Genomic DNA, 23,942 nt, shown 5'->3' on the forward strand with positions numbered 1-23,942 from the left:
GCGCCGCCGCCGGGGCCACCCGGGCGGAGGAACCGGCGGACGGCGCGCGGTTGCGAGGTCCGGCACCTGCCCCGAGGGTGGGTGTCAAGATCATCGAACCGGCGTCGTCGCCGGGGTGAGGTGACGGACCGTGCGCATCCGGCGGTCCGTCACCCGTGAGGAGTCGTGCATGTCCGGATACCGTGACGTCCTCCGGCGTGGTCGCGGGCGCCACCGGCGTCGCCGCCGGGCTCCGCTGAAGCCGGTCCTTGCCCTGTCCGTGCTGGTGGCCTGCTCGGCGTACATGGCGCACGCGGTGGACGACGAGCCCACCGAGTGCGGGCCGCAGGGCATGGCGAGCCCGAACTGCCGCAGCGTGCCCCTGGGCAAACGGTCCGACACCCCGGCGGGCAAGGCGGGTGGCGGCGCCGAGAACGTGCCGCACGAGGGCGACGGCGCGGGCGCCGTCCCCCGTTCCCACGCCCCGGAAGCGGAGGGCGTCTACGACCGCGAGCGGTGCGGCAACACCTCGGGACGGGTGCTGCTGACGCTGGACGACTGGCCGTACAACGACCCGCAGCGGTCCGTGCGCATCGGCGCCCAGCTGCAGGCCCAGGGCGTGCGCGCGGCGTTCTTCCTCATCGGCAAGTTCGCCGCGCAGTACCCGCAGATCACCGCGACCCTGCGGCAGCAGGGCCACTGGGTGGGCAACCACTCCTTCTCCCACCGCAAGCTGACCGCCGTGGACGACGACGTCCTCACGGACGAGATCCGGCAGGGGGTGGGCGGCAACATGCTCCGCCCGCCCTACGGCGCCGCCGACGAGCGGGAGCGCGAGGTCGCCGCCGACATGGGCTTCCGGATCTGCAACTGGACCATCGACACCCACGACTGGGAGAAGACGGACGGCCAGCCGCGCAGCGCGGAGGACATCCGGGCGGCCGTGCGGGACGCGACGCCGGAGGAGAAGCACAACGGCGTGGTCCTCGGGCACCTGTTCAGCAACTTCCCCGAGGCCCTGCCCGGCATCATCAGCGACCTGCAGAGCCAGGGCTACGGCGTCTGCCGCAACAACGGACCGGTCAACGACCAGATGCCCTACCCCCTGGACTGCTGAGCGCGCCTCAGCGGTAGCGCAGGTAGCCGCGCCGCACCGCCCGGAAGGCCGTGAGCTCCCGCTGCCAGGCGCCGGTCACCTCGTCCGTGCCCGCCCCGGCGTCGATCATGGTCCGGACCCGGGTCGAGCCCGTCAGCTTGTCGATGAAGCGGTCGGGGCGCCAGGCGAACCCGTGCCAGGCCCGCTTCGCGGTGACCAGCAGCGCGATGCCCGTACGGACCGGGTCGAAGGCGTTGCGGTCGTGGACGTGCAGCTGCAGGCCGCCCACCGTCCGGCCCTGGAAGGGGCCGAAGGTGGGGACGTAGTAGGCCTCCCGGAAGTGGACGCCCGGCAGCCCGGCGGCGTTCGCGGCCCGGGCCCAGCGGCCGTCCAGGCCCTCCGCGCCCAGCATCTCGAAGGGGCGCACCGTGCCCCTGCCCTCCGACATGTTCGTGCCCTCGAACATGCCGGTGCCGGCGTAGACCAGCGCGGTGTCGGGCGTGGCCATGTTGGGGCTGGGCGGCACCCAGGGCAGCCCGGTGGCGTCGAAGAAGTCGCCGCGCCGCCAGCCCGACATCTCCACGACGGTCAGCGGTACGGCCCGCCCGGCCACGGAGGGCACGAACTCGCCGTTGTAGAGCAGGGCGAGCTCACCGACGGTCATGCCGTGGGCCTGGGCGATCGGCGCGCGCCCGATGAAGGTCGTGTACGCCCGGTCGAGCACGGGCCCGTACGCCTCGCGGCCCCCCGTGGGGTTCGGCCGGTCCAGGACCACGAAGCGCTTGCCGGCCAGGGCGGCCGCCACCATGCAGTCGTAGAGGGTCCAGATGCACGTGTAGAAGCGGGCTCCGGCGTCCTGGCTGTCGTAGACGAGAGTGTCGACCCCGGCCCGGTCGAACAGGTCGGCGAGCGGCTGTCCGCTCTTGCGGTACGTGTCGTACACCGGCAGCCCGCTCGCCGGGTCGGTGTAGTCCCCCTCGGAGAGCCCCGCCTGCGGCGTGCCGCGGTAGCCGTGCTCGGCGCCGAAGACGGCCCTGAGCCGCACCCGGCGGTCGGCGTGCATGACGTCGACGACGCCGCGCGCGTCGGAGGTGATGCCGCTCTGGTTGGTGATGACGCCGACCCGCTGGCCCTCCAGCAGCCGGTAGCCGTCGGCCGCGAGGCGCTCGAAGCCGGTCCGCACCCGTACGGTGCCGCCGGGGCGGCCGGCGGCGGCCGCGGCGGACGGCGGACCGGCCAGGGGCATGACGCCGGCCGCGGCGCCGGTGGCCAGCAGGGTCCGCCGGGAAACCGCCATATCTGTCATACCTCGGCAAAATAGCCCATCCGGGCCCGGCCCGTACGGACGCGACGCCGTACGGGCCGGGCGGCGGCCGTACCGTTCACTCCGCCGTGGTCACTCGCCCGGTCCGGGGGATGCGTCGCGCCCGGGAACGGCCGCGCGGCCGCCCGGGGAGCGCTCCCGGGGCGGCCGCGGGACGGCGGACGTGCCCGGGGCGGAACGCTCCGTTCGCGAAGCGGCGGCCATGGGGGCCGGGACCGCGCGGCGGGCCACGCGGCCGAGCAGCGGCAGGGTCAGGGCGAGCCAGCACGTGGCCAGCAGCCAGCCGCCCACGAGATCCGAGACCCAGTGCACGCCCAGGAACACCCGGGTGCCCGCCACCCCGGCCGCCCACAGCCCGCAGCACGCCGCCGCCACCCGCCCCCGGGCACCCGGCAGCGCCCGCAGCAGGGCCCAGGCCAGCAACCCGGCCACCAGGGCACTGGTGGTGGCGTGCCCCGAGGGGAACGACGCCTGGTGGGCGTGGACCGCCCAGTCGGCGGCCGGCGGCCGGGAGCGGTCCACGGCGGTCCGCAGGCCGATGCGGACCGTCTGGCCGAGCCCCAGGAGCGCCAGGGCCGCCAGCACCACGGGCACCCGGCGCGACGCCGGCACCCGCGCCCGGTGGCAGGCGAGCCACCCGGCCGCGGCCGCGAGCACGTACACGGTCACGCCCGTGCCCGTACCGGTCAGCAGCCGCGCGGCGTCGACGGCGGCGGCCGGCCGGTGGGCGAGGGCGCCCGCGTGGGCGGCGGCGTCCACCGCGAACGGCCTGCCGCCGGCCGAGACCACCAGCGCCGTCAGGACGGCCAGCCCCGCCGCCGAGGCGGCCGTCAGCGCCGCCCGGGGCGACGGCACCGCCCGCGGCGCGGGTCCCCGCCCCCTCACGCGGCCGTCAGCAGCAGCGGGCGCAGCCGGCCCTTGCGGGCCCGCTCGACCCAGGGCGCCCCCCGGGTCGCGAACACCGTCAGGGGAGCCGCCAGCGCGATGCCGACCAGCGCCCCGAGGGCCACGTCGTGCGGATAGTGCACCCCGATCCACACCCGGGAGGCGGCCATGGCCACCGCGGCCGGCACGGCCAGCGCCCCCAGCCTGCGGTCGACGAGCCACAGCGCGGCCGCCGCCGCGAAGGCGATCACCGCGTGATTGCTGGGGAAGGACCAGTCACCCGAGGCCGGGCACGACTCCAGCGTGAAGCTGCCCGGGATGGACCGGCACGGCCGCTCCTCCCGCACCAGCGCCTTCAGCGCCAGGTCCACGCCGTACACCACCGCCAGCACCAGCGGCGTGGCCAGCACCCGGGCCATCATCGGCGAGTCCGAGCGCCGCGCCCGCCACCAGGCCGCGAGCACCAGTGCGGCGAACAGCCCCAGCCCGAAGGCGGACCAGGTGACGACCGTGTCGTTCAGCAGCCAGGGAGCGCGCCGCGCGTCGCGGGTGATGTCGGTGTAGAGGCCGCCGTCGATGCCCGAGCCGTCGAACGCGGGCCAGGGAGCGGGGCGGAGGAGGAGCCCGAACGCCTGGGGTATGTCCTTCATCGCTGTCCTCCGTCGGTGCGCGTGACGATCGTCGGTGCCTCGGCGGCGCCCCGGCGGCGGCCGCGCAACAGCTCGAAGGCGAGCGGCAGCAGCGACAGCACGACCACGGCGGCCACGAGGGGCAGAAGATACCGGTCCACGCCGGGAAGGGCGGAGCCGAGCCCGAAACCGGCCATCACCAGCCCCACCGTCCACAGCAGCCCGCCCGCCACCTGCCACACCACGAAGGTGCGCGCGCCGACCCCCAGCGCCCCGGCGAGGGGGTTGAGGACCGTGCGCACCACCGGGACGAAGCGGGCCAGGACGATCGCCCGGGCGTGACCGTAGCGGCCGAGCAACTCCTCGGCCCGCGCGGCGCCTTCGTGCAGCCGTTTGTTGCGGGAGCGGGCCAGTAGCGCCCTGCCACCCCGCCGGCCGAGGACGTAGCCGCACTGCGCGCCCGCCAGGGCGCCCACCACGGAGGCGGCCAGCACCTGCGCCAGATCGAGGTGCGGCCCGGAGTGCGCGCCCGCCCGGCACAGCAGGCCGGCGGTGAACAGCAGGGAGTCGCCGGGCAGGAAGAAGCCGACGAGCAGGCCGGTCTCCGCGAACAGCACCACGGCGACGCCGAGCGCGCCGAAGGAGGCCAGCAGCGACGAGGCGTCGAGGACGTTGACGGCCAGCGGGGGAAGAGCCGGCGGTGGGAAAGGGGGTGCGAGCACGAGTGCCGGGCCTCCCATGGTCGAGGGCGGACACGGTCGGGGGGTGAAGACATCGGGGCGGAGACATAAGAATCCCCCTGCCCCGGGGCCCGTACACCCGGAGCAGAGGGAATTCAGTGCAACCGACGTGAGTTCCGACGTGATCGTCAGCCGTTGGCCGAACCGTTGCCCGAGATGATCGGGATCTCGTCGAGGAGGTGCGACAGCGGGTCGTCGCCGTCGTTGATCGTCGAGTTGTCGGTGCACTGCTGCTGCTGCTGCGACGTGAGGATCGGAATGTCCTGGAGGTCGATCGGAACCGCACCGAGCAGGCCCTGGAGGTTGATCTTCCCGATGCCCAGGCACGGCTTGTTGAGCGTGCCCTGGATCAGGCTCATCTGCGGGCTTTCCTCGCCCCCGGTCTTGGTGTTGCCGTAGCCGGTCTTCGCACCGTTGGCGTTGGCGACATCCGTGTCGTTGCCGATGGCCAGGGCGGGGGAGGCCATGGCGCCGACCGCGGAAGCCGTCACGGCGGCCGTGGCGAGTACCTTCTTGAACACGTCTATGCCTTTCGATCGATCGGTGATTCTCACCGGGAAGCGATCTGAGTAACTGCGCTTTATTCAAGAAGTTCCGGACTTTCACTCATTCGCGCCAGCGATCCATTCCCGGGGCGCTGCGGCCAACTCCTTTTGGTGAGCGGCTGGTAGCGTGCGCGGCGCGGCGGGTTTCTTCGGCCGTCGGCCCGCTCGGACAGCGCCCCCACAGCATGCGTCCGGGCGGGCTTTTGGATGCCCGGGGCATGCCGGGAATCCGGTGATCCAATGGAGGGGGATCCGATGGAGATCCGATGGGGAGATCCGATGGAGGGAGATGCTCCGTGACCGTTGAATACATCCGCTACCGCATCGCCGATCCCGAACGCCGCACGGCCTTCGAAAAAGGATGCGCCGCCGCGGCCGGGCACCTCTACGCCGCGCCCCAGTGCCTCGCCTACGAACTCTCGCGCGGAGTGGAGGAGCCCGAGTGCTACGTCCTGCGCATCGAGTGGTCCTCGGTCGAGGACCACGAGCAGGGTTTCCGGCACGGGCCGCACTTCGCCCCCTTCGCCGAAGCGGTGCGGCCGTACGCCGGTGACATCGAGGAGACGCGGCACTACGAGCGGGCACTGGTGGTGGACAAGCGACGTATGTGAACGGCGTGTGACACGTGCCACCCTCTTCCGGCACGCTGATCACCGCCGAAGGCGTATACCCTCGGTGCTGTGAATCTCGTCAAGCGCCGCCACGTGGACTTCGTCCGCGTCACGAGCATGTCCTGTCGCCACTCCGGCTGACCTTCATGCCTACGCCCGCCCACTTCTGAGGGCCGTGGCCGCCGCTTCTTCTTTCTGCTTTACAGCTTCTCCTCATCACGCCCTACCCGGCCCCGCCGCGCCCGCATACCCTTGCGTTTGGCCCCGGCGGGCCGTCCGGCTACCGCCGGACGTTCACCGGGCCCTTTAACGCTGTGGACATCTCATGATCAACGAGCTTCCCGTTCTGGACCTCTCCGCCGCCTCGGCGGGCCCCGAGGCCCGCGCCCGCTTCCATGACGCGCTGCACGGCGCCGCCCGCGACGTGGGCTTCTTCCACCTGACCGGCCACGGCATCACCCCCGCCGAGACCGAGGAACTGATGCGTGCGATGCGGAAGTTCTTCGCCCTCCCCGAGGCGGACCGGCTCGCGATCAGCAACCTCAACTCGCCCCACTTCCGCGGCTACACCCGCATCGGCGACGAGCGCACCGGCGGCAGCCGCGACTGGCGCGACCAGCTCGACATCGGCGCCGAGCGCGCCCCGCACGTCCCCGCCCCGGACCAGCCCGGCTACTGGTGGCTCGACGGCCCCAACCAGTGGCCCGCCGCCCTGCCCGAGCTGCGCACCGCCGCCCTGCACTGGATCGAGCGGCTCAGCTCGGTGGCCGAGCGGCTGCTGCACGAGCTGCTCGCCGCGATCGGCGCGCCGGAGGACTTCTACGACAAGGCCTTCGCCGACAGCCCCCACCTGCACCTCAAGCTCGTCCGCTACCCCGGCAGCGCCCCGGACGGCGCCGCCCAGGGCGTCGGCGCCCACAAGGACTACGGCTTCCTGACCCTGCTGCTGCAGGACGAGGTCGGCGGCCTGCAGGTGGAGGGGCCCGACGGAGGGTTCATCGACGTCCCGCCGATGCCGGGCGCGTTCGTGATCAACCTCGGCGAGCTGCTCGAGGTCGCCACCAACGGCTACCTCAAGGCCACCAACCACCGTGTGGTCAGCCCGCCCGGCACCCGCGAGCGCTACTCCGTGCCGTTCTTCTACAACCCCCGGCTGGACGCCCGGATCGAGCCGGTCCCCTTCGCCCACGCCGACAGCGCCCCGGGCGTCACGCAGGACGCGGCCAATCCGCTCTTCGCCGAGTACGGCCGCAACGAGATCAAGGGCTGGCTGCGCGCCCACCCGGGCGTCGCCCGCCGCTACCACGCGGAGCTGCTGGAGGGCGCCGGGGCGCCGGTCGGCTGAGCCGGCACGCCCCGGCCGGCGTCCCGTCCGGCCGGGGCCGTACCCGCTGACAAGATCACACCAAGGCTGCCTATCCTGCTGATCAAGGATTCATAAGGCATGCGGGGGGAATGACCTTCGTATAGGCGCTGAGCGCCACGGGGGATTCACGGGGGTGTGATCATGAGTGTGCCGCTGGGCACGGGCGTCGGCTGGCGCCCGGAGATCGCCGAGGACATCGAGCGGCTGCAGGGCATCGACTGGGTGGAGGTCGTGGCGGAGAACGTCTGCCCCGGCCACCTCCCCGAACCGCTCGAGCGGCTGCTCGACCGCGGCACCACCGTGATCCCGCACGGCGTCTCCCTCGGCCTCGGCGGCGCGGACCGCCCCGATCTCGCCCGGCTGATCGCGCTGGCCGAGCGGGCCGAGGCGCTCGGGGCGCCGCTGGTGAGCGAGCACATCGCCTTCGTCCGCGCCGGCGGCCCGCTGACCGGCACGTCGCGGATCGAGGCCGGCCACCTGCTGCCCGTGCCGCGCACCCGCGACGCCCTGGACGTGCTGTGCGCGAACGTGCGCATCGCCCAGCAGGTCCTTCCCGTCCCGCTCGCGCTGGAGAACGTCGCCGCGCTGCTGAACTGGCCGGACGAGGAGCTCACCGAGGCGCAGTTCCTCGGCGAGCTCGTCGAGCGGACCGGCGTGCGGCTGCTGGTCGACGTCGCCAACCTCCACACCAACCACGTCAACCGCGGCGAAAGCCCGGCCGAGGTGCTCGACGGACTCCCGCTCGAGGCCATCGCCTATGTGCACGTGGCCGGCGGCGTCGAGCGCGGCGGCGTGTGGCACGACACCCACGCCCACCCCGTCGGCCCGCCCGTGCTCGACGTCCTCGCCGAACTCTGCGCCCGCACGACACCGCCCGGCGTCCTGCTCGAGCGCGACGACGACTTCCCCGCCGCCGGCGAACTCGCGGCCGAACTCGACGCGATACGCGCCGTGGTCAAGGGGACCGTACGTGCCTGACCGCGACACCGACGCGGCCCGGGAAAGACTCGCGGCCGCCCAGAACGCCCTGCTCTCGGCACTGGTCGCGGGCGCGACGCCGCCCGGCGGATTCGACCGGCGGCGCCTGGAGGTCCAGCGCCGGGCCCTGCTCGCCAAGCGCGCCGGCGTCGTCGCCAAGGTCGCGCCCGGCCTCGCGGACATCCTGGGCGAGGACCTGCGCCCGCTCTTCGAGGCGTACGCGCGCGAGCGCCCCATGACCGACGGCTATCGCCGTGACGCACTGGACTTCGCCGCACACGTCCTGGACCGCTCGGGTCCGGACGTGGCCGGGCGACGGGTACGGCTGGCCGCCTGGCTGGACGAGCAGCGCCCCTCCGACCCGGCCCCCCGTGGACTTCTGCGCCGCCTCACGTCGGCCTTCCGCAAGAAAGACAGGTGACACCATGCTCGCCTTCCTGGCGCTGCTCGGCTTCGTGTTCCTCGTCGGTCCCTCGGCCTGGCTCCTGTCCATACGGGGGCAGGCGCGCGGTGCCGACATCCCCGTCCGGCGGATCAGTACGCCCGACGTGCTCGAAGTCGCCTACCTGCAGGACGGCGGATACCGCGTCGCCGACACCGTGATCACCCGCATGGTCACCGACGGACGGCTCGCCATCGGGTCCGACGGCAAGGTCAAGGTGGTCGAGGCGGTGGCCCGCGACGCCGTGGAGCGCGCGCTCCTGAGCGCGTGCGGTGCCGACTGGAGCACCAGGCTCAGCAAGCTCCGGACGGTGCTCCGCTGGAGTCCCGTGATGGACTCCTTCGAGCGTTCGCTGGGGGCGCGGGGTCTGCTGGTGTCGACGGCCACGCGGCAGTCGTGGGAGCGCGCCGCCAACACGCAGGTGGGCGGCCTGGTCTTCGCGGCGACCCTGGGGACGGGCCTGCTGTTCGCCCCCGGCTTCCGCGCCGCCGCGCTGCTCATGCTCGTCCTCGTCGTCGCCGGGATCGTCCTGCGCGTGAAGGGCGCCCCGCCCCGCTACTCCTGGCAGAACGCCACCGACCTCGGCGCCGAGTACCGCAATTACCTCGAGGTGCACGACCCCTGGAACGAGGAGGCGGACGAGGCGGCCCGCCTGGCCGGGCTCGTCGCCCGGTGCGGCTACGAGACCCTTCCCGACGGCGACCTGCGCGAGCAGCTCAAGAAGGCGCGGAAGGCGCCTTCGCGCCGTTCCTCCGCCGCCCGGGCGAGGAGCAGGAAGTCCTCGCACTCGTACTCCTCGTATTCGTCCTCCTCATCCTCGTACTCGTCGTCCTCGTCCTGCTCGATCGGTTCGAGCTGCTCGTCTTCCAGCAGCTGCTCGTCCTCCAGCAGCTGCTCCTCCTCCAGCTGCTCGTCGTCCAGCTGCGGCAGCAGCTGACCGCCCCCGGCCCGGCCGCCGGGTTCGCCCGCGCGGCCGGCAACGCGCGGCGATTACCGGACAGTCGCGGCGCGTCGTGTCCGCTATCCGCCCGTGGCCTCGCGGCGGCGGCCGTCACGGGTGTTCACCCCGTTGACCTCTGACGGAACGTCACATTGCGGAGGGCTCCGCTCCTCTCGTGTGCTTCCTCGTGGGCGATCCTGTGCGACCGGATGTTTTCTTGTGCGCCGCCTTGTCCGGACGGGACACTCGTTCGGCAACTCTTGACATGGACGCGACGTGCGGTCGCGGCCGTGCCGCATGAATCCTCCCGTGCCCGGAAGCCGATGGCGTCGGGCGCACCCCCCTCACAGGAGGTCGGCGAGTTGAACCACTCACGCATACCCACGCTCCGGGCGGCCCTGGCCGTCGCCGGCGCCGTGGCCCTGGCCACCACCTCGCTCACCACGCAGAGCGCCGGCGCGGCGAGCGCCGCTCCGGCCGTGCCGCCCACGGCCGCCGCCCTCACCGCGGCCCAGCGGGCGCTCGACGCCGAAGTCGCCGTTCCCGGCACCACCACGTACGTCGACCACAAGGCCGGCAAGGTCGTCGTCACCCTCGACCGTACGGTCCGGGGCGCCGCGCTGGCGAAGGTGCGCGACGCCGTCGCCCCCCTCGGCGACAAGGCGACCGTCAAACGGACGGCCGGCGCGCTGCGGCCCCTCATCGCGGGCGGCGACGCCATCTGGGGCAGCGGAGTGCGCTGCTCGCTCGGCTTCAACGTCACCAAGGACGGCAAGCCGTACTTCCTCACCGCCGGGCACTGCGGCAACGCCTCGGGCTCCTGGTCCGGGTCGCAGGGCGGCTCCCGCATCGGCACGACCGAGAAGTCGTCCTTCCCCGGCAACGACTACGCCCTCGTGAAGTACACCGCCACCACGGACCACCCCAGCGCGGTGGACCTCTACGACGGCGGCCGGCAGACGATCAGCAAGGCCGGCGAGGCGACCGTCGGCGAGCACGTCTCGCGCAGCGGCAGCACCACCCAGGTCCACGACGGCGAGGTCACCGCTCTCGACGTCACCGTCAACTACCAGGAGGGACAGGTCAAAGGCCTGATCGGGACCACGGTCTGCGCGGAGCCCGGCGACAGCGGCGGCGCCCTCTTCGACGGCGAGACCGCGCTCGGCCTCACGTCCGGCGGCAGCGGCGACTGCTCGTCCGGCGGCGAGACCTTCTTCCAGCCCGTGCCCGCCGCCCTCAGCGCCCTCGGGGCCCAGCTGCCCTGACCACCGGCCCCCACGGCACGACCCCCGGGCGATCGCCTCCGCCCGGGGGTCGTTGCCGTGCGGGGGGCGTACCCGGCGGCCGTGACCGCAGCGGCCAGGCCCTAGGCGCCCGGCAGCGCCGACGGCGAGGCCTCCCGGCCCTCGCCGGCGGTCCAGGACGCCAGCAGGCGCAGGGCGTCGGCGGACGACGAGCCGGGCTCGGCGTGGTACGTGACCAGCTGCTGGTCCGGGTCGGCGGGCAGCACCAGGGTCTCGTACGCCAGCGTCAGCGGACCCGCCACCGGATGGTGCAGGCGCTTCACGCCGAAGCCCTTGTCCCGGACGTTGTGGGCCGCCCACAGGGCGCGGAAGTCCGCGCTCTTGACGGACAGTTCACCGACGAGCGCGGCCAGCCTGGGGTCGTCGGGGTAGCAGCCGGCGTCGAGGCGCAGCAGGGCGACGAGGTCGGCCGCCTTGCCCTCCCACTCCACGTACAGCTCGCGGGCGGCGGGATCCAGGAAGATCATCCGGGCCAGGTTGCACTGCCCCGGCGGCAGCGCGGAGAAGTCGCCGAGCAGCGCGGAGGCCAGCCGGTTCCAGGCGATGATGTCCAGCCGCCGCCCCAGGACGTACGCCGGAACCCCCTCCATCGAGTCGATCAGGTGCTGCACCGCCGGGCGCACCCGCTGCGGCCGGACGGCGCCGGTCCGTGGCCGGCCCGCCGTCGCCGGCCGGACCAGGTGCGTCAGGTGATTGCGTTCGGCCCGGTCCAGCCGCAGCGCCGTGGCGATCGCGTCGATGACGGACGCGGAGACGTTCTGCCCCCGGCCCTGCTCGAGGCGCGTGTAGTAGGCGACGCTCACACCGGCCAGCAGCGCCAGCTCCTCACGCCGCAGCCCCGGCACCCGGCGCCGCCCGCCGTGCACCGCCAGGCCCACGTCCTCGGGCCGCAGCCGGGCGCGGCGGGAGCGGAGGAATTCGCTCAGTTCGGTGCGCTGGTCCATGACCACAGTATGCGGGGCCCCTCCCGCCGGAGGGTGGCCCTGCCAGTAGTAGGAACCGCCAGCGTAGGCACAGCTGAGTTCTGGCTAAGCCCGCAGGTCAGACGCATGCTCGGGGTCATGACCCAGAACACTGTCCACGCGTACGCGGCACCCTCGCCGAAGGCTCCGCTGGAGCGCACCACCATCGTCCGCCGCGAGCTGGGCGAGCACGACATCCTGATCGACATCAAGTTCGCCGGGATCTGCCACTCCGACATCCACACCGTCCGCGGCGAGTGGGGCGAGGGCGGGCACTTCCCGCTCGTCCCCGGTCACGAGATCGCCGGAGTGGTCGCCGAGGTCGGCCCCGGCGTCACCCGCCACCGCCCCGGCGACCGGGTCGGCGTCGGCTGCTTCGTCGATTCCTGCCGCGCATGCGAGAACTGCCGGGCCGGCCTCCAGCAGTACTGCACGGGCGAGCTCGGCTCGGTCGGCACCTACGGCGCCATCGGCCGCGACGGACAGGTCACCCAGGGCGGCTACGCCACGCGTCTCGTCGTCGACGAGAACTACGCGCTGCGCATCCCCGAGGGCATCGCGCTGGACGCCGCGGCCCCGCTGCTGTGCGCCGGCATCACCGTCTACTCGCCGCTCGTCCACTGGCAGGCGGGCCCGGGCAAGAAGGTCGCCGTGGTGGGCCTGGGCGGCCTCGGCCACATGGCCGTGAAGATCGCCCACGCCATGGGCGCCGAGGTGACCGTCCTCAGCCAGTCCCTGCGCAAGAAGGACGACGGCCTGAAGCTGGGCGCGGACCACTACCGCGCCACGTCCGACCCGGCCACCTTCGAAGAGCTCGCGGGCACCTTCGACCTGATCCTGAACACGGTCTCCGCCGACCTGGACCTGAACGCCTACTTCGGCCTCCTGCGCACCGACGGCACCTTCGTCCAGCTCGGCGCCCCGGAGCACCCGCTGTCCGTCGCCCCCTTCTCCCTGATCACGCAGCGCAAGGCGTTCGCCGGCTCCATGATCGGCGGCATTCCGGAGACCCAGGAGATGCTGGACTTCTGCGCCGGGCACGGCATCGCCGCCGAGATCGAGCTGATCGAGGCCGAGCGGATCAACGAGGCCTACGAGCGCGTGCTGGCCAGCGACGTGCGCTACCGCTTCGTCATCGACGCCGCGACCATCTGAGGTCCCCGGCGGTACGGGCGGCAGGAGGCGGTACGGCCTCCTGCCGCCCGTGCTCGCGTCACCCGGGGCGGAAGGCGACCCGGGCGTTGGCGTCCGCCGGGACGATCAGTACGTCGCCCCGGTTCCTGTCCCAGTCCTGCGGGATGACGAACATCCGGTTGTCGACCTGGGCGAGCAGGCGCAGGCCGTGGTAGCGGTACCGGAAGCGTTGCGGGATGCCCTTGACCGACGGCAGCACCTCCTCGCGCACTCCGGAGCCCGTGAAGTGCAGGCGCTCGGTCGTGTCGAGGACGATCTCCGGCCGCAGTCCGAGGTTGCGGGCGAGGTAGCGCGCGTCGGCGCGGCCCTGCAGCTGGGCGTAGGCCTGCACCGTCCAGAACAGGCACAGCGAGATCAGCGCCGCGACGAACGCCAGGGCGATCAGCTCCCGCCTGCCGTACCCCGTGCGCCCGGTGGCCCTCAGGTACAGCAGTCGCCCGTACAGCACCAGCAGCAGGCCGGAACACAGGATCAGCGGGGTGTCGAGCACCCCGGCGTGCCAGACCTCGTAGCCGGCGAGCACACCGACGACGAACAGCACCGCACCGCACCCCACGAGCCCCAGCGACAACCACGCGAGGAGGGGCACCAGGCGGGGCCGCGACGCGCTGACCACCGACACCGCGGTGTAGCCCAGGGCGCCGAGCAGGCCGACCACCAGGGCCGTGCCGACCGGCATGAACAGGGGGCCCGCGCTGCGCAGCAGGTAGTCCTGCGTGGAGAGGTCCAGCGTGGCGGCGTCGACGCCGAAGTACTGGTAGCGGGCGTCGACGTAGGCGAAGCCGAAGTACAGGAGCAGGCCCGTCACCAGGGTGGTGGGCGCGATGAACCCGGCGATCGTCTTGAACCACGCGCCCCACGGCGGCCGGTCCGGGGTCTGCTCCTGTTCCTCCACCGCGTCCCTCGACCCTCCTACGGCTCGCCGGGCTCACCGGGCTCGACGGGCGTGTCCACGTCGGGCGGGGCCTCGGGGGTGGCCGGTGGCGCGCCGGGCGTCGCGGGGGTGCCGCCCCCGCCCGGCGGGGAGGCCGGGCCGCCGGGGCTCTTGCGGCCGGCCGTCGGAACGCTGCCGCACAGGTCCTCGGGATAGCCGGACAGGGTGGCGCACACGGTGTGGGCGGCGACGGCCGGCTTGCCCTCGTCCGGGGGGAACTCCCAGTCGATCTCGGTGGTCTTGCCGGTCGCCAGGGTGACGGTCTGCGGCTTCGGCCGGGTCGTCCAGCGCCCCTCGCCGGGCGTCTTGTCCTCGAACGCCACCTCGGTCTTGTAGGTCTCGGAAGGCTGCGGCTGACCGTCACCCTTCCCCTCGGGCACGGTGACGGCCACCTTGCCCTTCGGCCAGGTGCCGGAGAAGTTCGCGGAGGGCTTGCCGGCCGAGCCGAAGCCGCCCTGCTGCTTCTTGCCGGTGCCCCCGCCCGGACCCGGCTGGTCCTCGCCGTCGTCGGAGGAACAGCCCGCGAGCGTCAGAGCGGTGGCGGCGGCCGTGCTCAGGGCCAGCAGGAGACCTCGTCTCACGGGGCGCGCCCTGCACCATTCCTGATCCACCCTGCAGACGGTAACCACGGCCGGCCGCACCCGCGCGGCAGGCGCGCGACGCCGGGGACAATTCACCCGTTCCCGGCGCGGGTGCCGCGGCCTCAGTGCCCGTCGGCCAGACCCAGCCGCCCGGCCACGCGCGCGTGCAGCCGGCCCAGCCGGGCGGGCACCCACCAGTTGAGCCGTCCCGCGACGGTCAGGTACGCCGGGACGAGCACGCCCCTGACGAGCACCGCGTCCACCAGCACGGCGGTCGCGAGCCCGGTACCCAGCAGCTTGAGCGAGGTGACCCCCGACGTGGCCAGCGCGCCCGTGACCACGGCCACGGCGAGCGCGCCGGTGGTCACCAGCCGGCCCGTGCGGGCCACGCCCTCCACCACCGACCGGCGGTTGTCGCCCGTCAGGAGGTAGCGCTCCCTCACCCGCGACAGCAGGAAGATCTCGTAGTCGATCGCCAGCCCGAACGCGATGGCGAACATCAGCAGCGGCATCGAGATGTCCAGCGTCCCGGTCGCCGTGAACCCGCCGAGAGCCGCGCGCAGATGCCCGTCCTGGAAGACGAACACCATCGCCCCGAAGCTCGTACCGAGGCTGAGCGCCCCGATGACCAGGGCCTTCACCGGCAGCAGCACGCTCCCCGTGAGCAGGAACAGCATGGCCCACGTCGCGATCGCCGCGATGGCAGCGGCGAGCGGCAGCCGCTCCCGCACCGCCTCCCGGGTGTCGGTCAGCAGGGCGGAGCGCCCCGTGACCAGCTGCCCGCCGCCGGGCGCGGGCAGCGCCCGCAGCGCGCGCACCAGCTCCTCGCCGGCCGTGGACTGGGCCTGTCGCGGGCCGCTCAGCAGCAGGACGGCCCCCCGCGGCGGCCCCGCGGCGGGCGTGGCGGGGGCGGTGTCGCCGGGGGCTGCCTGGGCGGTGGCCGCCCACCGGGCCCGGCCGGCCGACGGCAGGGCGGCCGCCGTGCGCGCGTACGCCCGCAGGGCCTCGGCGTCCCGTACCGGATCCGCGCGGGGCAGCACGACCGTCACCGTCCGGTCGGCCGAGGACGCGAAACGCGCCCTGATCTCGTCGGAGGTCCGGTGCGCCTCGGTGTGCGAGGGCAGCACGCGCTCGTCCGGCAGGCCGAACCGGACGTGCGCGAACGGCGCGGCGAGCAGCAGCAGGACGAGCGCGCATCCGGTGCCGTAGGACAGGGGCCGCCGGGTGACGGTGCGGGCGACGGCCCGCCAGGTGGGGCTGTCCGGCCGCGGCGGTTCCGTCACGCGTCCCGGGCGCACCAGGGCGAGCGGGTCGCAGCGGTCGACGCGGGTGCCGAGGAGCGTGAGGACGGGGGGTACGAGCACGGTGGCCGTGGCCGCCGAGAACACCGCCACCGCCATCCCGGCGCAGGCCATCGACCGCAGGAACGGCAGCGGCAGCACCAGCAGCGCCGACATCGACAGGGCGACCGCGCAGGCGGAGACGGCGACGGTGCGTCCCGCCCGGTGCGCGGTGTTGCGCACGGCGAGCTCGACGGGGTGCCCGGCGCGCAGCTCCTCGCGGTAGCGGGTGACGAGGAAGAGCCCGTAGTCCACCGCGAGTCCGAAGCCCAGGGCGCTGGTGAGGTTCATGGCGAAGACGGACACCGGCATGGCGTAGGTGAGCAGCCGCAGCAGGGCCATCGTGCCGACGACGGAGACCACCCCGATGACCAGCGGCACGAGGGCGGCCACCAGCGACCGCAGGGCGAGCACCAGGAGCAGCAGGGTGACGGGCGCGGCGACCAGCTCGGCCCGCAACAGGTCCCGCTGGCTCTGCTCCCTGGCCTCCACGCTGCCCCAGGCGACCCCGGCGGCGGAGACGTCCAGGGCGCCGTGGCGGCCGGTGAGCCGGGGGACGAGGGTCTCGGCGGTGCGCGCCGCGTCGCGGTCGGCGCCCGCGAGGTCGGCGGTGACGAGCGCGGCGGCGCCGTCGGCCGCGCGCAGGGACGCGTCGCCGCCCGGCCAGTACGAGCGGACGCTCGCCACACCGGGGGCGCGGGCCAGCCGCGCGGTGAGGTCGCGGCCCGCCTCCAGCGCCCCGGCCGTGTCCACGCCGCCCTCGGCGCGGGCCAGCAGCACGATGTCGGGGTTCCCGGCGCCGAAGCGGTCGGCCAGCAGGGTGTTGGCCCGCGCCGACTCGGTGCCGGTGGCGGTGTAGCCGCCGTTGGCGAGGCGGCCGGCCGTGCCGGCGCCCGCCACCGCGAGCAGGGCGGTCAGCACGGCGGCGAGCGCGGGGACCAGCCAGGCCGCGCGCCGCCGGACGGCGTCGCGGCCCGGCGCGCCCGCCGTGGGCACGGCGTCGGCCCCGGCCCCGGGGGAGGCCGGGGCCAAGGTCGCGGGGCCGGGGTCGCGCGGAGGGCTCACGCGGCCCGGAAGAAGAGCACGGCGTTCTGCCCGCCGAACCCGAAGGCGTTGCTGAGCGCGCCCAGCATGCGCTGCGGCCTCGGCTTCTTCGTCACCACGTCCAGGTCCACCCCGTCGTCGAGGCGGTCGAGGTTGGCGGTGGGCGGGATGAGCTGCCGCTCCAGGGAGAGCACCGTGCACGCGGCGTCGACCGCGCCGGCCGCCCCGAGGGAGTGACCGATGACGCCCTTGAGCGAGGTGACCGGCGGCGGGGTGCGGAACACGCTGGTGAGCATGGCGGCCTCGACGGCGTCGTTGAGGGGGGTGGAGGTGCCGTGCGCGTTGACGTGGTGCACCTCGTCGAGCTCGGCGCGGGCGTCCGCCAGCGCCGCCTCCAGGGCCCGCCGCGCGCCCGCGCCGTCGGGATCCGGGCGGGTGGCGTGGTAGCCGTCGCTGGAGGCGCCGTAGCCGGAGAGGTAGCCGCGCACGCGGGCGCCGCGGGCCCGGGCGTGCAGCGGGCGTTCGAGGATGAGCATGGCCGCGCCCTCGCTCAGCACGAACCCGTCCCGGTCCGCGTCGAACGGCCGGGACGCGCCGGCCGGGTCGTGGCAGCGCTGCGACAGCGCCTGCATCCGGTGGAAGGCGGCCGAGCCCATCGGGACGCGGGCGCAGTCGGTGCCGCCGGCGATGGCGATGTCGCACGCCCCCGAGCGCACCAGGTCGCGGGCGGTGCCGATGGCGGTGGCGCCCGAGGCGCAGGCGGTGGAGGTGGTCAGGCACGGTCCCAGGACGCCCAGGTCCGTGGACACCTCTCCGGCGACCATGTTGGGCAGCGAACGCAGCAGGGCGGTGGGCGAGATGGCGCTCACCCGGCCCTCGTCCAGATGGCGGTACTCCTGCGGCCAGCGGTCGCCGCCGTTGCTGGCGCTGCCGATGACGATCGCGACGCGGGGCGCGTCCCAGGCGGCGGTGTCCAGCGCGGCGTCGGCCACCGCCTCGCGCGCGGCGACCATCGCCAGGTGGATGAAGCGGTCGTTGCGCCAGGTGATCCGCCGGCCCAGCAGCGCGTTGCCGTCGAAGCCGGGCACCCGGCACGAGAAGTCGACCGGCAGTCCGGCCAGCTCCTCGTCGAACGCGCCGAGGCCCACGCCGGCGCACAGGCCGTCCCAGGTCGCCTCCCGTCCGATGCCGGCCGGCGTCACCATGCCGATGCCGGTGACGGCGACCTCGCGTTCGCTCACCGCGCCGGCCCGGCCGGGGCCACGGCATCGGCCGGGCCCTGCGGCTGCGCGCCGATGGCGCCCGCCCCGATCAGCCGTTCGATGCGGGCGGCGGTCTCGCCGAGCGTGGCGCCCGCCGGGTTCTCGTCCAGGGTCACCTTCAGACGGTCCTCGAGCAGGGTGACCATCTCGACCTGGGCGAGGGAGTCGATGTCGAGCTGCTCGAAGGTCGCGTCCGGGGTGAGCTGCTCCTCGGGAACACCGAAGTATTCCGAGAGCAGACGGGTCATCAGGTCGTATACGGGTTCCATCGACCGTTCTCCTCGATCGGGGCCGGACACCGGACGCCAGGCATACAGCTCGTCTCATGCCATAGCGTGCTTTTCCGGTTTTTCCTTCGTCGCAGCCTCCTCCGCCCCCCGCCCGGGGCCGGGCCGACACGCTCGCCGCCACCGGCCGCGTCACCCGTACTGCCGAGGGCCGCGCCTCAGCCGGTCCGCTCGAACGGCGCCCAGCCGGATATCGCGAATTTCCCGCCCTCACGGCGCACTTCGGCGGCCCCGTGGCCCGCCAGGTGCGCCGGGAAGACCAGCGCCTTCGTGTCGGCGGCCCGCTCCAGGATCCGCCGGCGGGACCGGGTGGCCTGCGCCTGGTCCTCGCTCAGGCAGGTGTCGCAGTCCGGCTCCACGATCTGCAGCGGGCTGTGCACCAGGTCGCCGATGAACAGGGCCCGCTCCGAGCCGGACTCCAGCCGCAGCACGCACGACCCCGGGGTGTGCCCGGGCGCGGGCTCCAGGCTCAGCTGCCCGTCGATGCGGTACCCGCCCTCCCACAGCACCGTCCTGCCGGCCCGGTGCACCGGGGCCACGCTGTCCTCGAACACGAGCCGGTGGTCCCCCTCGGCGTCGGCGCCGGCGAGCGCACCGCGCTTGGGGTGGCCGTTGGCGGGGTTCCAGTAGTCGAAGTCGGCCCTCGCGATCACATAGGTGGCGTTGGGGAAGGTGGGCACCCACTCGCCGTCGACCAGCCGGGTGTTCCAGCCCACGTGGTCGGCGTGCAGGTGGGTGTTCACCACGACGTCCACGTCCTCGGGGCGGACACCCGCGGCGAGCAGCCGGTCGAGGAAGTCCGTCCGCAGGCCGGACCACGGGGGAGTGCCCGGCCTGTCCTTGTCGTTGCCCAGGCCGGTGTCCACCAGGATCGTCCGGCCCTCGCTGCGCAGCACCCACGTCTGCGCGTTGCCGATGACCTGGTCCGTGCGCGGGTCCCAGAAGTCGGGGGCCAGCCAGGAGGCGTTGTCCCGCCACATCCGGGGGTCGGCGTCGGGGAACATCACGGGAGCGGGCACGAACGGCGCGTGCCATTCGACGACGCGGGTGATGTCGACCGCGCCCAAAGTGATCGTCTGCATGTCCCCGACGCTATGGCGCCCCGACGAGACGGCCAATGCTTGTCCGTGCCCCGCGTATACGCGATCGTCTCGCCAGGGGCGGTGCCGGCCCGCCGCGGCCCGGTGCGCATACTCGCCCCCATGGATGTGCTCAGTGACACGATGGCGGCCCTGCGCACCGGCCGGCCCCGCTCCGCGCTGACCGAACGGGACGGGCCGTGGCGGGTGGACCTGGCGGCGTTCGCCGGGATCGGCTTCCACGTCGTGCTGCGGGGCTCCTGCCGCCTGCGGGTGCACGGGGAGGACACGGTCCTCGTGGCGGGGGACGCCGTCCTGCTGCCGCACGGCACGGCCCACACCCTCGCCGACGACGCCGGGGCGCCGGCCGCGCTGCTGTGCGGCGGCTACGAGATCGACCGGGCCCGGGCCCACCCCCTGCTCGGAGACTTCCCCGAGGTCATCCGGCTCGCCGCCCACCCCGGGAGGTACGCCTCCCTGCACGCCGTCGTCACCCTCCTCGGCGAGGAACTGCGCGCCCCTGGCCGGGGCGCGGACGCGACGCTGCCCGCACTCCTGGAACTGCTGCTCGTCCACCTGCTGCGCGCGTGGTACGAGGAGCGGGCCGCCCGGCCGGATGCCGTCACGGGCTGGTGCCTGGCCCTGGCCGACCCGTCCGTGGGCGCCGCGCTGCGCGCGCTCCATGACGACCCGTCGAAGCCGTGGACCGTCGCCTCGCTCGCCGACCGGGCGGGCCTGTCGCGCGCCGCGTTCGCCCGGCGCTTCGGCGCGCTGGCGGGCCGGCCCCCGCTGACGTACCTCACCTGGTGGCGGCTGACCCTGGCGGCCCGGCTGCTGCGCGAGTCCGACATCCCGCTGGCGGCGGTCGCCCAGCGCATCGGCTACACCTCGCAGTTCGCCTTCGCGCACGCCTTCAAACGCGCGTACGGAGTCCCCGCGGGCCGCTACCGGCAGGACCACCGCCCCGAAAACCCCGGGCGTCCCGCCGCCGGGCAGTGGCATGCTGTGCTGCGTGAACGGTCCCCAGATTCCCTTCAGCTTCGCCCCTGAGCTGCAGCTTTTCCTTCCCGCCGACCGCCGTCGGCCGGGTGCGCCCGTGACCACCGACGGCGTCTCCACGCTCGGGCACGTGGTCGAGTCCCTCGGCGTCCCTCTCACCGAGGTCGGCCGGCTGCTCGTCGACGGGAGCCGGGTGGCGCCGTCCCACGTCCCGGGCCCGGGCGAGTCCGTGGAGGTCGAGGCCGTCACCCGCCCCCAGGAGGTGCCCGGAGCCCCGCTGCGGTTCCTGCTCGACGTGCACCTGGGCACGCTCGCCCGGCGGCTGCGACTGCTGGGCGTCGACGCGCAGTACGAGAGCGAGGACATCGGCGACCCGGCGCTGGCCGCCCTCTCGGCGGCTGAGCAGCGGGTGATGCTCTCCCGGGACCGGGGGCTGCTGCGGCGCCGGGAGCTCTGGGCGGGCGCGTACGTCTACAGCGACCGCCCCGACGAGCAGCTGCGCGACGTCCTCGGCCGCTTCGCGCCGGCCCTGGCCCCGTGGACGCGCTGCACCGCCTGCAACGGCCTGCTGCAGGACGCCGACAAGGAAGCGGTCCGCGAGCATCTCGAGCACGGCACGCGGCGCACGTACGACGTCTTCGCCCAGTGCCTCGCGTGCGGCCGGGTGTACTGGCGCGGCGCGCACCACGAGAAGCTCCAGACGATCGTCGAGAACGCGGTGCGGGAATTCGGCCCGGCCGCAGCCTGAGCATTGTGCGTCGTGTGACCGCCGGACGGGCCGAGAGGCCCGTCCGGTGTCGCATTCCGCCTTCCGGGTGCACGCTGGATACGTACCGCAGGAGGTGGACGCGATGCAGACGATCGTTGGATGGCACGTCGAGGTCGAATTCGAGGAAGCCGACAAGCGCACTCGCGCGGCCGTCATGCTCAGGCTTCCCGACGGCACCGAGCTCAGAGCCAAAGCTCACGCCACGCGGCACCCCGACGACCCCGAGCAGCTGAAGGTCGGCGAGGAGGTCGCCGCGGCGAGAGCGCTCAACCAGCTCTCCCGGGACCTGCTGGCGAAGGCCGGGCACGACATCGAGGAGGTCACCCACGTCGAGGCCCATCCGGCGATGTGACCGGCGCCCGGGTTTCGTGCGCCCTCGCGCCGCACCGCGGAAATGGGGCGGTGCGGAGGTAGCGTGCTGCGCGTGCTCAAGGGATTCAAGAATTTCGTGATGCGCGGTGACATCGTCGCCGTGGCAGTGGGCCTGGTCATCGCGCTGGCTCTTTCCACGCTGATCAAGGCGTTCACCGATGCCGTCATCAATCCCATCATCGCGAGCCTTCAGGGCGGGCGTTCCATGGGGATGGGCTGGCAGCTCGGCCGGGCGGGAAACCAGGCCACCTATCTCGACCTGGGCGCGTTCATTTCCGCGGTCATCTATTTCCTCATTTTCATGGCCGTCGTCTATTTCTTCATCGTCGTGCCGTACAAGCACGTCCAGGCGCGCCGGGGCGTGGTCGTCTTCGCCGACCCGGGGCCGCTCAGGGTGTGCCCGGACTGCCTGAGCGAGGACCTGCCCGCGGCCGCCCGCAGATGCCGGTACTGCGGCGCGGACGAGCGGCTTTCGTAGGGCCGCGTCTTTCGGCAGGCCGCGACTTTCGTAGGGCCACGCCGCGACCTTCGATGAGTGTGTGGGGCGGCGGCACTGCCTAGGGTTTCGGTGTGAACGTGACATCGTGGGCCCGTGACCTGTGGCAACGCCTGACCGACCCCGGGCAGTGGTCCCGGCGGCGGTTGGTCGGGGAGAGCACGCTCGCGCTCGTGCTCGGGCTGCTCTCGAGCTTGTCGGAGCTCGGCTCCGGCCTGCCGTGGGCGATCGGAGTCGGCCTGCTGGTCGCCGTGCTGTCCCTGCTCCGGCGGGTGCTGCCCGCGAGCGTGCTGATCGCGGCGGGCGCGCTCGGCTCGCTGTCGGCGTCCGGAGGCCTGCTCCTGCTGGGCGTGGCCGCTTGGTCCGCCGGGCGCCGCATCCCCGGTGTGCTGCAGGCGCTGCTGGCCTTCACCGTCTCCTTCGTGCTCTTCGAGTCGTTCGCCCTGTGGAAGGCGCCGGACCAGGCGGTCTTCGTGCTGGTCTTCGGCACCGCCCTGTTCCTGATGTTCGCGGTGGTCCCCGGCCTGGCGAATCGCTACTGGACCCAGCGCCGCACCCTGTTGCGCACGCTGCAGCTGCGCAACGTCCAGCTGCTGCGCGAGCGCGAGATGGTTGCCGGCCAGGCCCGGATGCGCGAGCGGCAGCGCATCGCGCAGGACATGCACGACAGCCTGGGCCATCAGCTCGCCCTGATCGCCGTGCAGACCGGCGCGCTGGAGGTGGACCGGGAGCTGACCGGGCGTCAGCGGGAGGCGGTCGGCGTGCTGCGGGAGGCCTCGGTGGCCGCAATGCAGGAGCTGCGCGAGGTCGTCGGCATCCTCAAGGACGGCATTCCGGAGGAGGAGCAGCCCGTCTCCCGGGTGGTGGCCGGGATCGAGGAGCTGGTCGAGGCGGCCGCGGCGGCGGGCATGCGGGTGAGCGTCGACCGCTCGGGCGGGATCCGGCCCCTGGCCCCCGCCGCCGACCACACGGGATACCGCATCGTGCAGGAGGGGCTGACCAACGCCGCCAAGCACGCCCCGGGCGCGGCCATCGCGGTCAACCTGCGCTACGAACCCGATTCGCTCGTCGTGGAGGTCGCCAACGGCCCGGTCCCCCCGGGCGCGGACCGGGCGGCGGCGCCGCCGGACGCGGTCAGCGGCGGCCAGGGCCTGACCGGGCTGCGGGAGCGGGCCCGGCTGGTGGGCGGCATGGTGTTCGCCGGGGCCGCCGAGGACGGCGGCTTCCGGCTCGCCGGCGTGCTGCCGTACGACTCCGCCGAGGCGCGGGAGGCCCGCGAGACGGCGACGTTCGTCGATGCGGCCGACGACTTTCGGCAGCAGATGGAAGACGTGGCTCCCGGCGACGGTGGACCGGTCATCGACCGGCTGGATCCGCGCGAGGAGTTCAAGGGCATCATGAGTACGAAGAAGAGCAACGGCTGCCTGATCAGCGTCGTCGTCGGCCTGGTGATTCTGGGGTTGCTGGCCGTGGCGGCCGTCTTCGGGATAGGGGCGATAATCGACGAGGCCGACAAGGCCATGATCGACCCGAGTGTCTACGAGTCGGTCAAGGTCGGCGAGCCCGAGCGGCAGGTGCGCGAGAAGCTGCCCCCCGGCAAGTCCTTCCTCACCTCCGACCTCAAGGACAAGCTGCCCGCCGATCCGGCCGGCACGAGCTGCCTCTCCCTGCTGTCGACCGACACCTCACGGGGGCTGATGACGGACACGGTTTACCGCTTCTGCTTCAAGGACGGGAAACTGTCCGAGAAGCGCGAGTTCCACGTCAAGAGCTAGCGCGCCGCA

23 protein-coding genes and 1 pseudogene are annotated in these 23,942 nt (G+C 73.6%); 12 read left to right on the plus strand and 12 right to left on the minus strand.

Features of this window, described 5'->3' with window-relative positions:
• Positions 1–169: 169 nt before the first annotated feature.
• Positions 170–1,096: a polysaccharide deacetylase family protein gene (locus IE295_RS04610; protein WP_190062098.1), complete on the plus strand. Its 927-nt coding sequence runs from the start codon at positions 170–172 to the stop codon at positions 1,094–1,096.
• Positions 1,097–1,103: 7 nt separating this feature from the next.
• On the opposite strand, the gene IE295_RS04615 is transcribed toward IE295_RS04610, so the two are convergent.
• From IE295_RS04615 to IE295_RS04635, 5 genes are all read right to left on the minus strand, one after another.
• On the minus strand, positions 1,104–2,372 hold the full coding sequence (locus IE295_RS04615) for an exo-beta-N-acetylmuramidase NamZ family protein (RefSeq protein WP_190062099.1): 1,269 nt from the start codon (positions 2,370–2,372) through the stop codon (positions 1,104–1,106).
• A 99-nt stretch (positions 2,373–2,471) separates the two neighbouring features.
• On the minus strand, positions 2,472–3,254 hold the full coding sequence (locus IE295_RS04620) for a phosphatase PAP2 family protein (protein ID WP_190062100.1): 783 nt from the start codon (positions 3,252–3,254) through the stop codon (positions 2,472–2,474).
• A gap of 26 nt (positions 3,255–3,280) precedes the next feature.
• Positions 3,281–3,934 (minus strand): phosphatase PAP2 family protein, encoded by a 654-nt coding sequence (locus IE295_RS04625; RefSeq protein ID WP_190062101.1) that lies wholly within the window; start codon positions 3,932–3,934, stop codon positions 3,281–3,283.
• Positions 3,931–4,653, minus strand: a complete 723-nt coding sequence (locus IE295_RS04630) for a DedA family protein (protein ID WP_190062102.1) — start codon at positions 4,651–4,653, stop codon at positions 3,931–3,933. The genes IE295_RS04625 and IE295_RS04630 overlap by 4 nt, the downstream gene beginning before the upstream one ends.
• A gap of 128 nt (positions 4,654–4,781) precedes the next feature.
• Entirely contained in the window at positions 4,782–5,174 is a 393-nt protein-coding gene (locus tag IE295_RS04635; RefSeq protein WP_190062103.1) for a rodlin, read from the minus strand.
• Positions 5,175–5,494: 320 nt separating this feature from the next.
• On the opposite strand from IE295_RS04635, the gene IE295_RS04640 reads away from it, so the two are divergent.
• The 5 genes and pseudogenes from IE295_RS04640 (at position 5,495) to IE295_RS04660 (ending at position 10,800) form a co-directional block, all read left to right on the plus strand.
• A complete protein-coding gene (locus IE295_RS04640) occupies positions 5,495–5,809 on the plus strand; it encodes a putative quinol monooxygenase (protein ID WP_190062104.1) in 315 nt (104 codons plus the stop codon).
• 325 nt (positions 5,810–6,134) lie between these two features.
• On the plus strand, positions 6,135–7,154 hold the full coding sequence (locus IE295_RS04645) for an isopenicillin N synthase family dioxygenase (protein WP_190062105.1): 1,020 nt from the start codon (positions 6,135–6,137) through the stop codon (positions 7,152–7,154).
• 162 nt (positions 7,155–7,316) lie between these two features.
• Positions 7,317–8,574: pseudogene (locus IE295_RS04650) on the plus strand (multinuclear nonheme iron-dependent oxidase).
• Between the two features lie 4 nt (positions 8,575–8,578).
• Complete coding sequence (locus IE295_RS04655) at positions 8,579–9,532, plus strand: TIGR04222 domain-containing membrane protein (RefSeq protein WP_190062106.1); 954 nt, start codon at positions 8,579–8,581, stop codon at positions 9,530–9,532.
• Positions 9,533–9,897: 365 nt separating this feature from the next.
• A complete protein-coding gene (locus IE295_RS04660; protein ID WP_224323377.1) occupies positions 9,898–10,800 on the plus strand; it encodes a S1 family peptidase in 903 nt (300 codons plus the stop codon).
• Between the two features lie 101 nt (positions 10,801–10,901).
• Here the strand turns inward: IE295_RS04660 and IE295_RS04665 are convergent, their stop codons facing one another.
• On the minus strand, positions 10,902–11,783 hold the full coding sequence (locus IE295_RS04665) for a helix-turn-helix transcriptional regulator (protein WP_190062107.1): 882 nt from the start codon (positions 11,781–11,783) through the stop codon (positions 10,902–10,904).
• A 117-nt stretch (positions 11,784–11,900) separates the two neighbouring features.
• On the opposite strand from IE295_RS04665, the gene IE295_RS04670 reads away from it, so the two are divergent.
• On the plus strand, positions 11,901–12,956 hold the full coding sequence (locus tag IE295_RS04670) for an NAD(P)-dependent alcohol dehydrogenase (RefSeq protein WP_190062108.1): 1,056 nt from the start codon (positions 11,901–11,903) through the stop codon (positions 12,954–12,956).
• Between the two features lie 58 nt (positions 12,957–13,014).
• On the opposite strand, the gene IE295_RS04675 is transcribed toward IE295_RS04670, so the two are convergent.
• The 6 genes from IE295_RS04675 to IE295_RS04700 all read right to left on the minus strand — a co-directional run bounded on the left by IE295_RS04675 (position 13,015) and on the right by IE295_RS04700 (position 19,525).
• The gene (locus IE295_RS04675; RefSeq protein WP_190062109.1) at positions 13,015–13,890 is read right to left on the minus strand and encodes a hypothetical protein; all 876 of its coding nucleotides are present in this window, start codon (positions 13,888–13,890) and stop codon (positions 13,015–13,017) included.
• Between the two features lie 17 nt (positions 13,891–13,907).
• Positions 13,908–14,510 carry a hypothetical protein gene (locus IE295_RS04680; protein ID WP_190062110.1) on the minus strand — a complete coding sequence of 201 codons (603 nt, stop codon included), beginning with the start codon at positions 14,508–14,510 and terminating at the stop codon, positions 13,908–13,910.
• A 122-nt stretch (positions 14,511–14,632) separates the two neighbouring features.
• Positions 14,633–16,915 (minus strand): MMPL family transporter, encoded by a 2,283-nt coding sequence (locus IE295_RS04685; protein ID WP_190062111.1) that lies wholly within the window; start codon positions 16,913–16,915, stop codon positions 14,633–14,635.
• On the minus strand, positions 16,912–18,135 hold the full coding sequence (locus IE295_RS04690) for a beta-ketoacyl-[acyl-carrier-protein] synthase family protein (RefSeq protein ID WP_190062112.1): 1,224 nt from the start codon (positions 18,133–18,135) through the stop codon (positions 16,912–16,914). The genes IE295_RS04685 and IE295_RS04690 overlap by 4 nt, the downstream gene beginning before the upstream one ends.
• On the minus strand, positions 18,132–18,425 hold the full coding sequence (locus IE295_RS04695) for an acyl carrier protein (RefSeq protein WP_190062113.1): 294 nt from the start codon (positions 18,423–18,425) through the stop codon (positions 18,132–18,134). The genes IE295_RS04690 and IE295_RS04695 overlap by 4 nt, the downstream gene beginning before the upstream one ends.
• 176 nt (positions 18,426–18,601) lie before the next feature.
• A complete protein-coding gene (locus IE295_RS04700; RefSeq protein ID WP_190062114.1) occupies positions 18,602–19,525 on the minus strand; it encodes an MBL fold metallo-hydrolase in 924 nt (307 codons plus the stop codon).
• Positions 19,526–19,645: 120 nt separating this feature from the next.
• Between IE295_RS04700 and IE295_RS04705 the strand changes: the two genes are divergently transcribed.
• From IE295_RS04705 to IE295_RS04725, 5 genes are all read left to right on the plus strand, one after another.
• A complete protein-coding gene (locus IE295_RS04705) occupies positions 19,646–20,572 on the plus strand; it encodes an AraC family transcriptional regulator (protein ID WP_190062115.1) in 927 nt (308 codons plus the stop codon).
• Complete coding sequence (locus tag IE295_RS04710) at positions 20,535–21,269, plus strand: Mut7-C RNAse domain-containing protein (protein ID WP_190062116.1); 735 nt, start codon at positions 20,535–20,537, stop codon at positions 21,267–21,269. Before IE295_RS04705 ends, IE295_RS04710 begins: the two co-directional genes overlap by 38 nt.
• 103 nt (positions 21,270–21,372) lie before the next feature.
• Complete coding sequence (locus IE295_RS04715; protein WP_190062117.1) at positions 21,373–21,642, plus strand: DUF1876 domain-containing protein; 270 nt, start codon at positions 21,373–21,375, stop codon at positions 21,640–21,642.
• A gap of 72 nt (positions 21,643–21,714) precedes the next feature.
• Positions 21,715–22,140 (plus strand): large conductance mechanosensitive channel protein MscL, encoded by a 426-nt coding sequence (locus tag IE295_RS04720; protein ID WP_190062407.1) that lies wholly within the window; start codon positions 21,715–21,717, stop codon positions 22,138–22,140.
• 92 nt (positions 22,141–22,232) lie between these two features.
• The gene (locus tag IE295_RS04725) at positions 22,233–23,933 is read left to right on the plus strand and encodes a sensor histidine kinase (RefSeq protein WP_190062118.1); all 1,701 of its coding nucleotides are present in this window, start codon (positions 22,233–22,235) and stop codon (positions 23,931–23,933) included.
• Positions 23,934–23,942 lie beyond the last annotated feature (9 nt).

Origin of the sequence: Streptomyces griseocarneus, from assembly GCF_014655595.1 — a bacterium.
Taxonomy (GTDB): Bacteria; Actinomycetota; Actinomycetes; order Streptomycetales; family Streptomycetaceae; genus Streptomyces; species Streptomyces griseocarneus.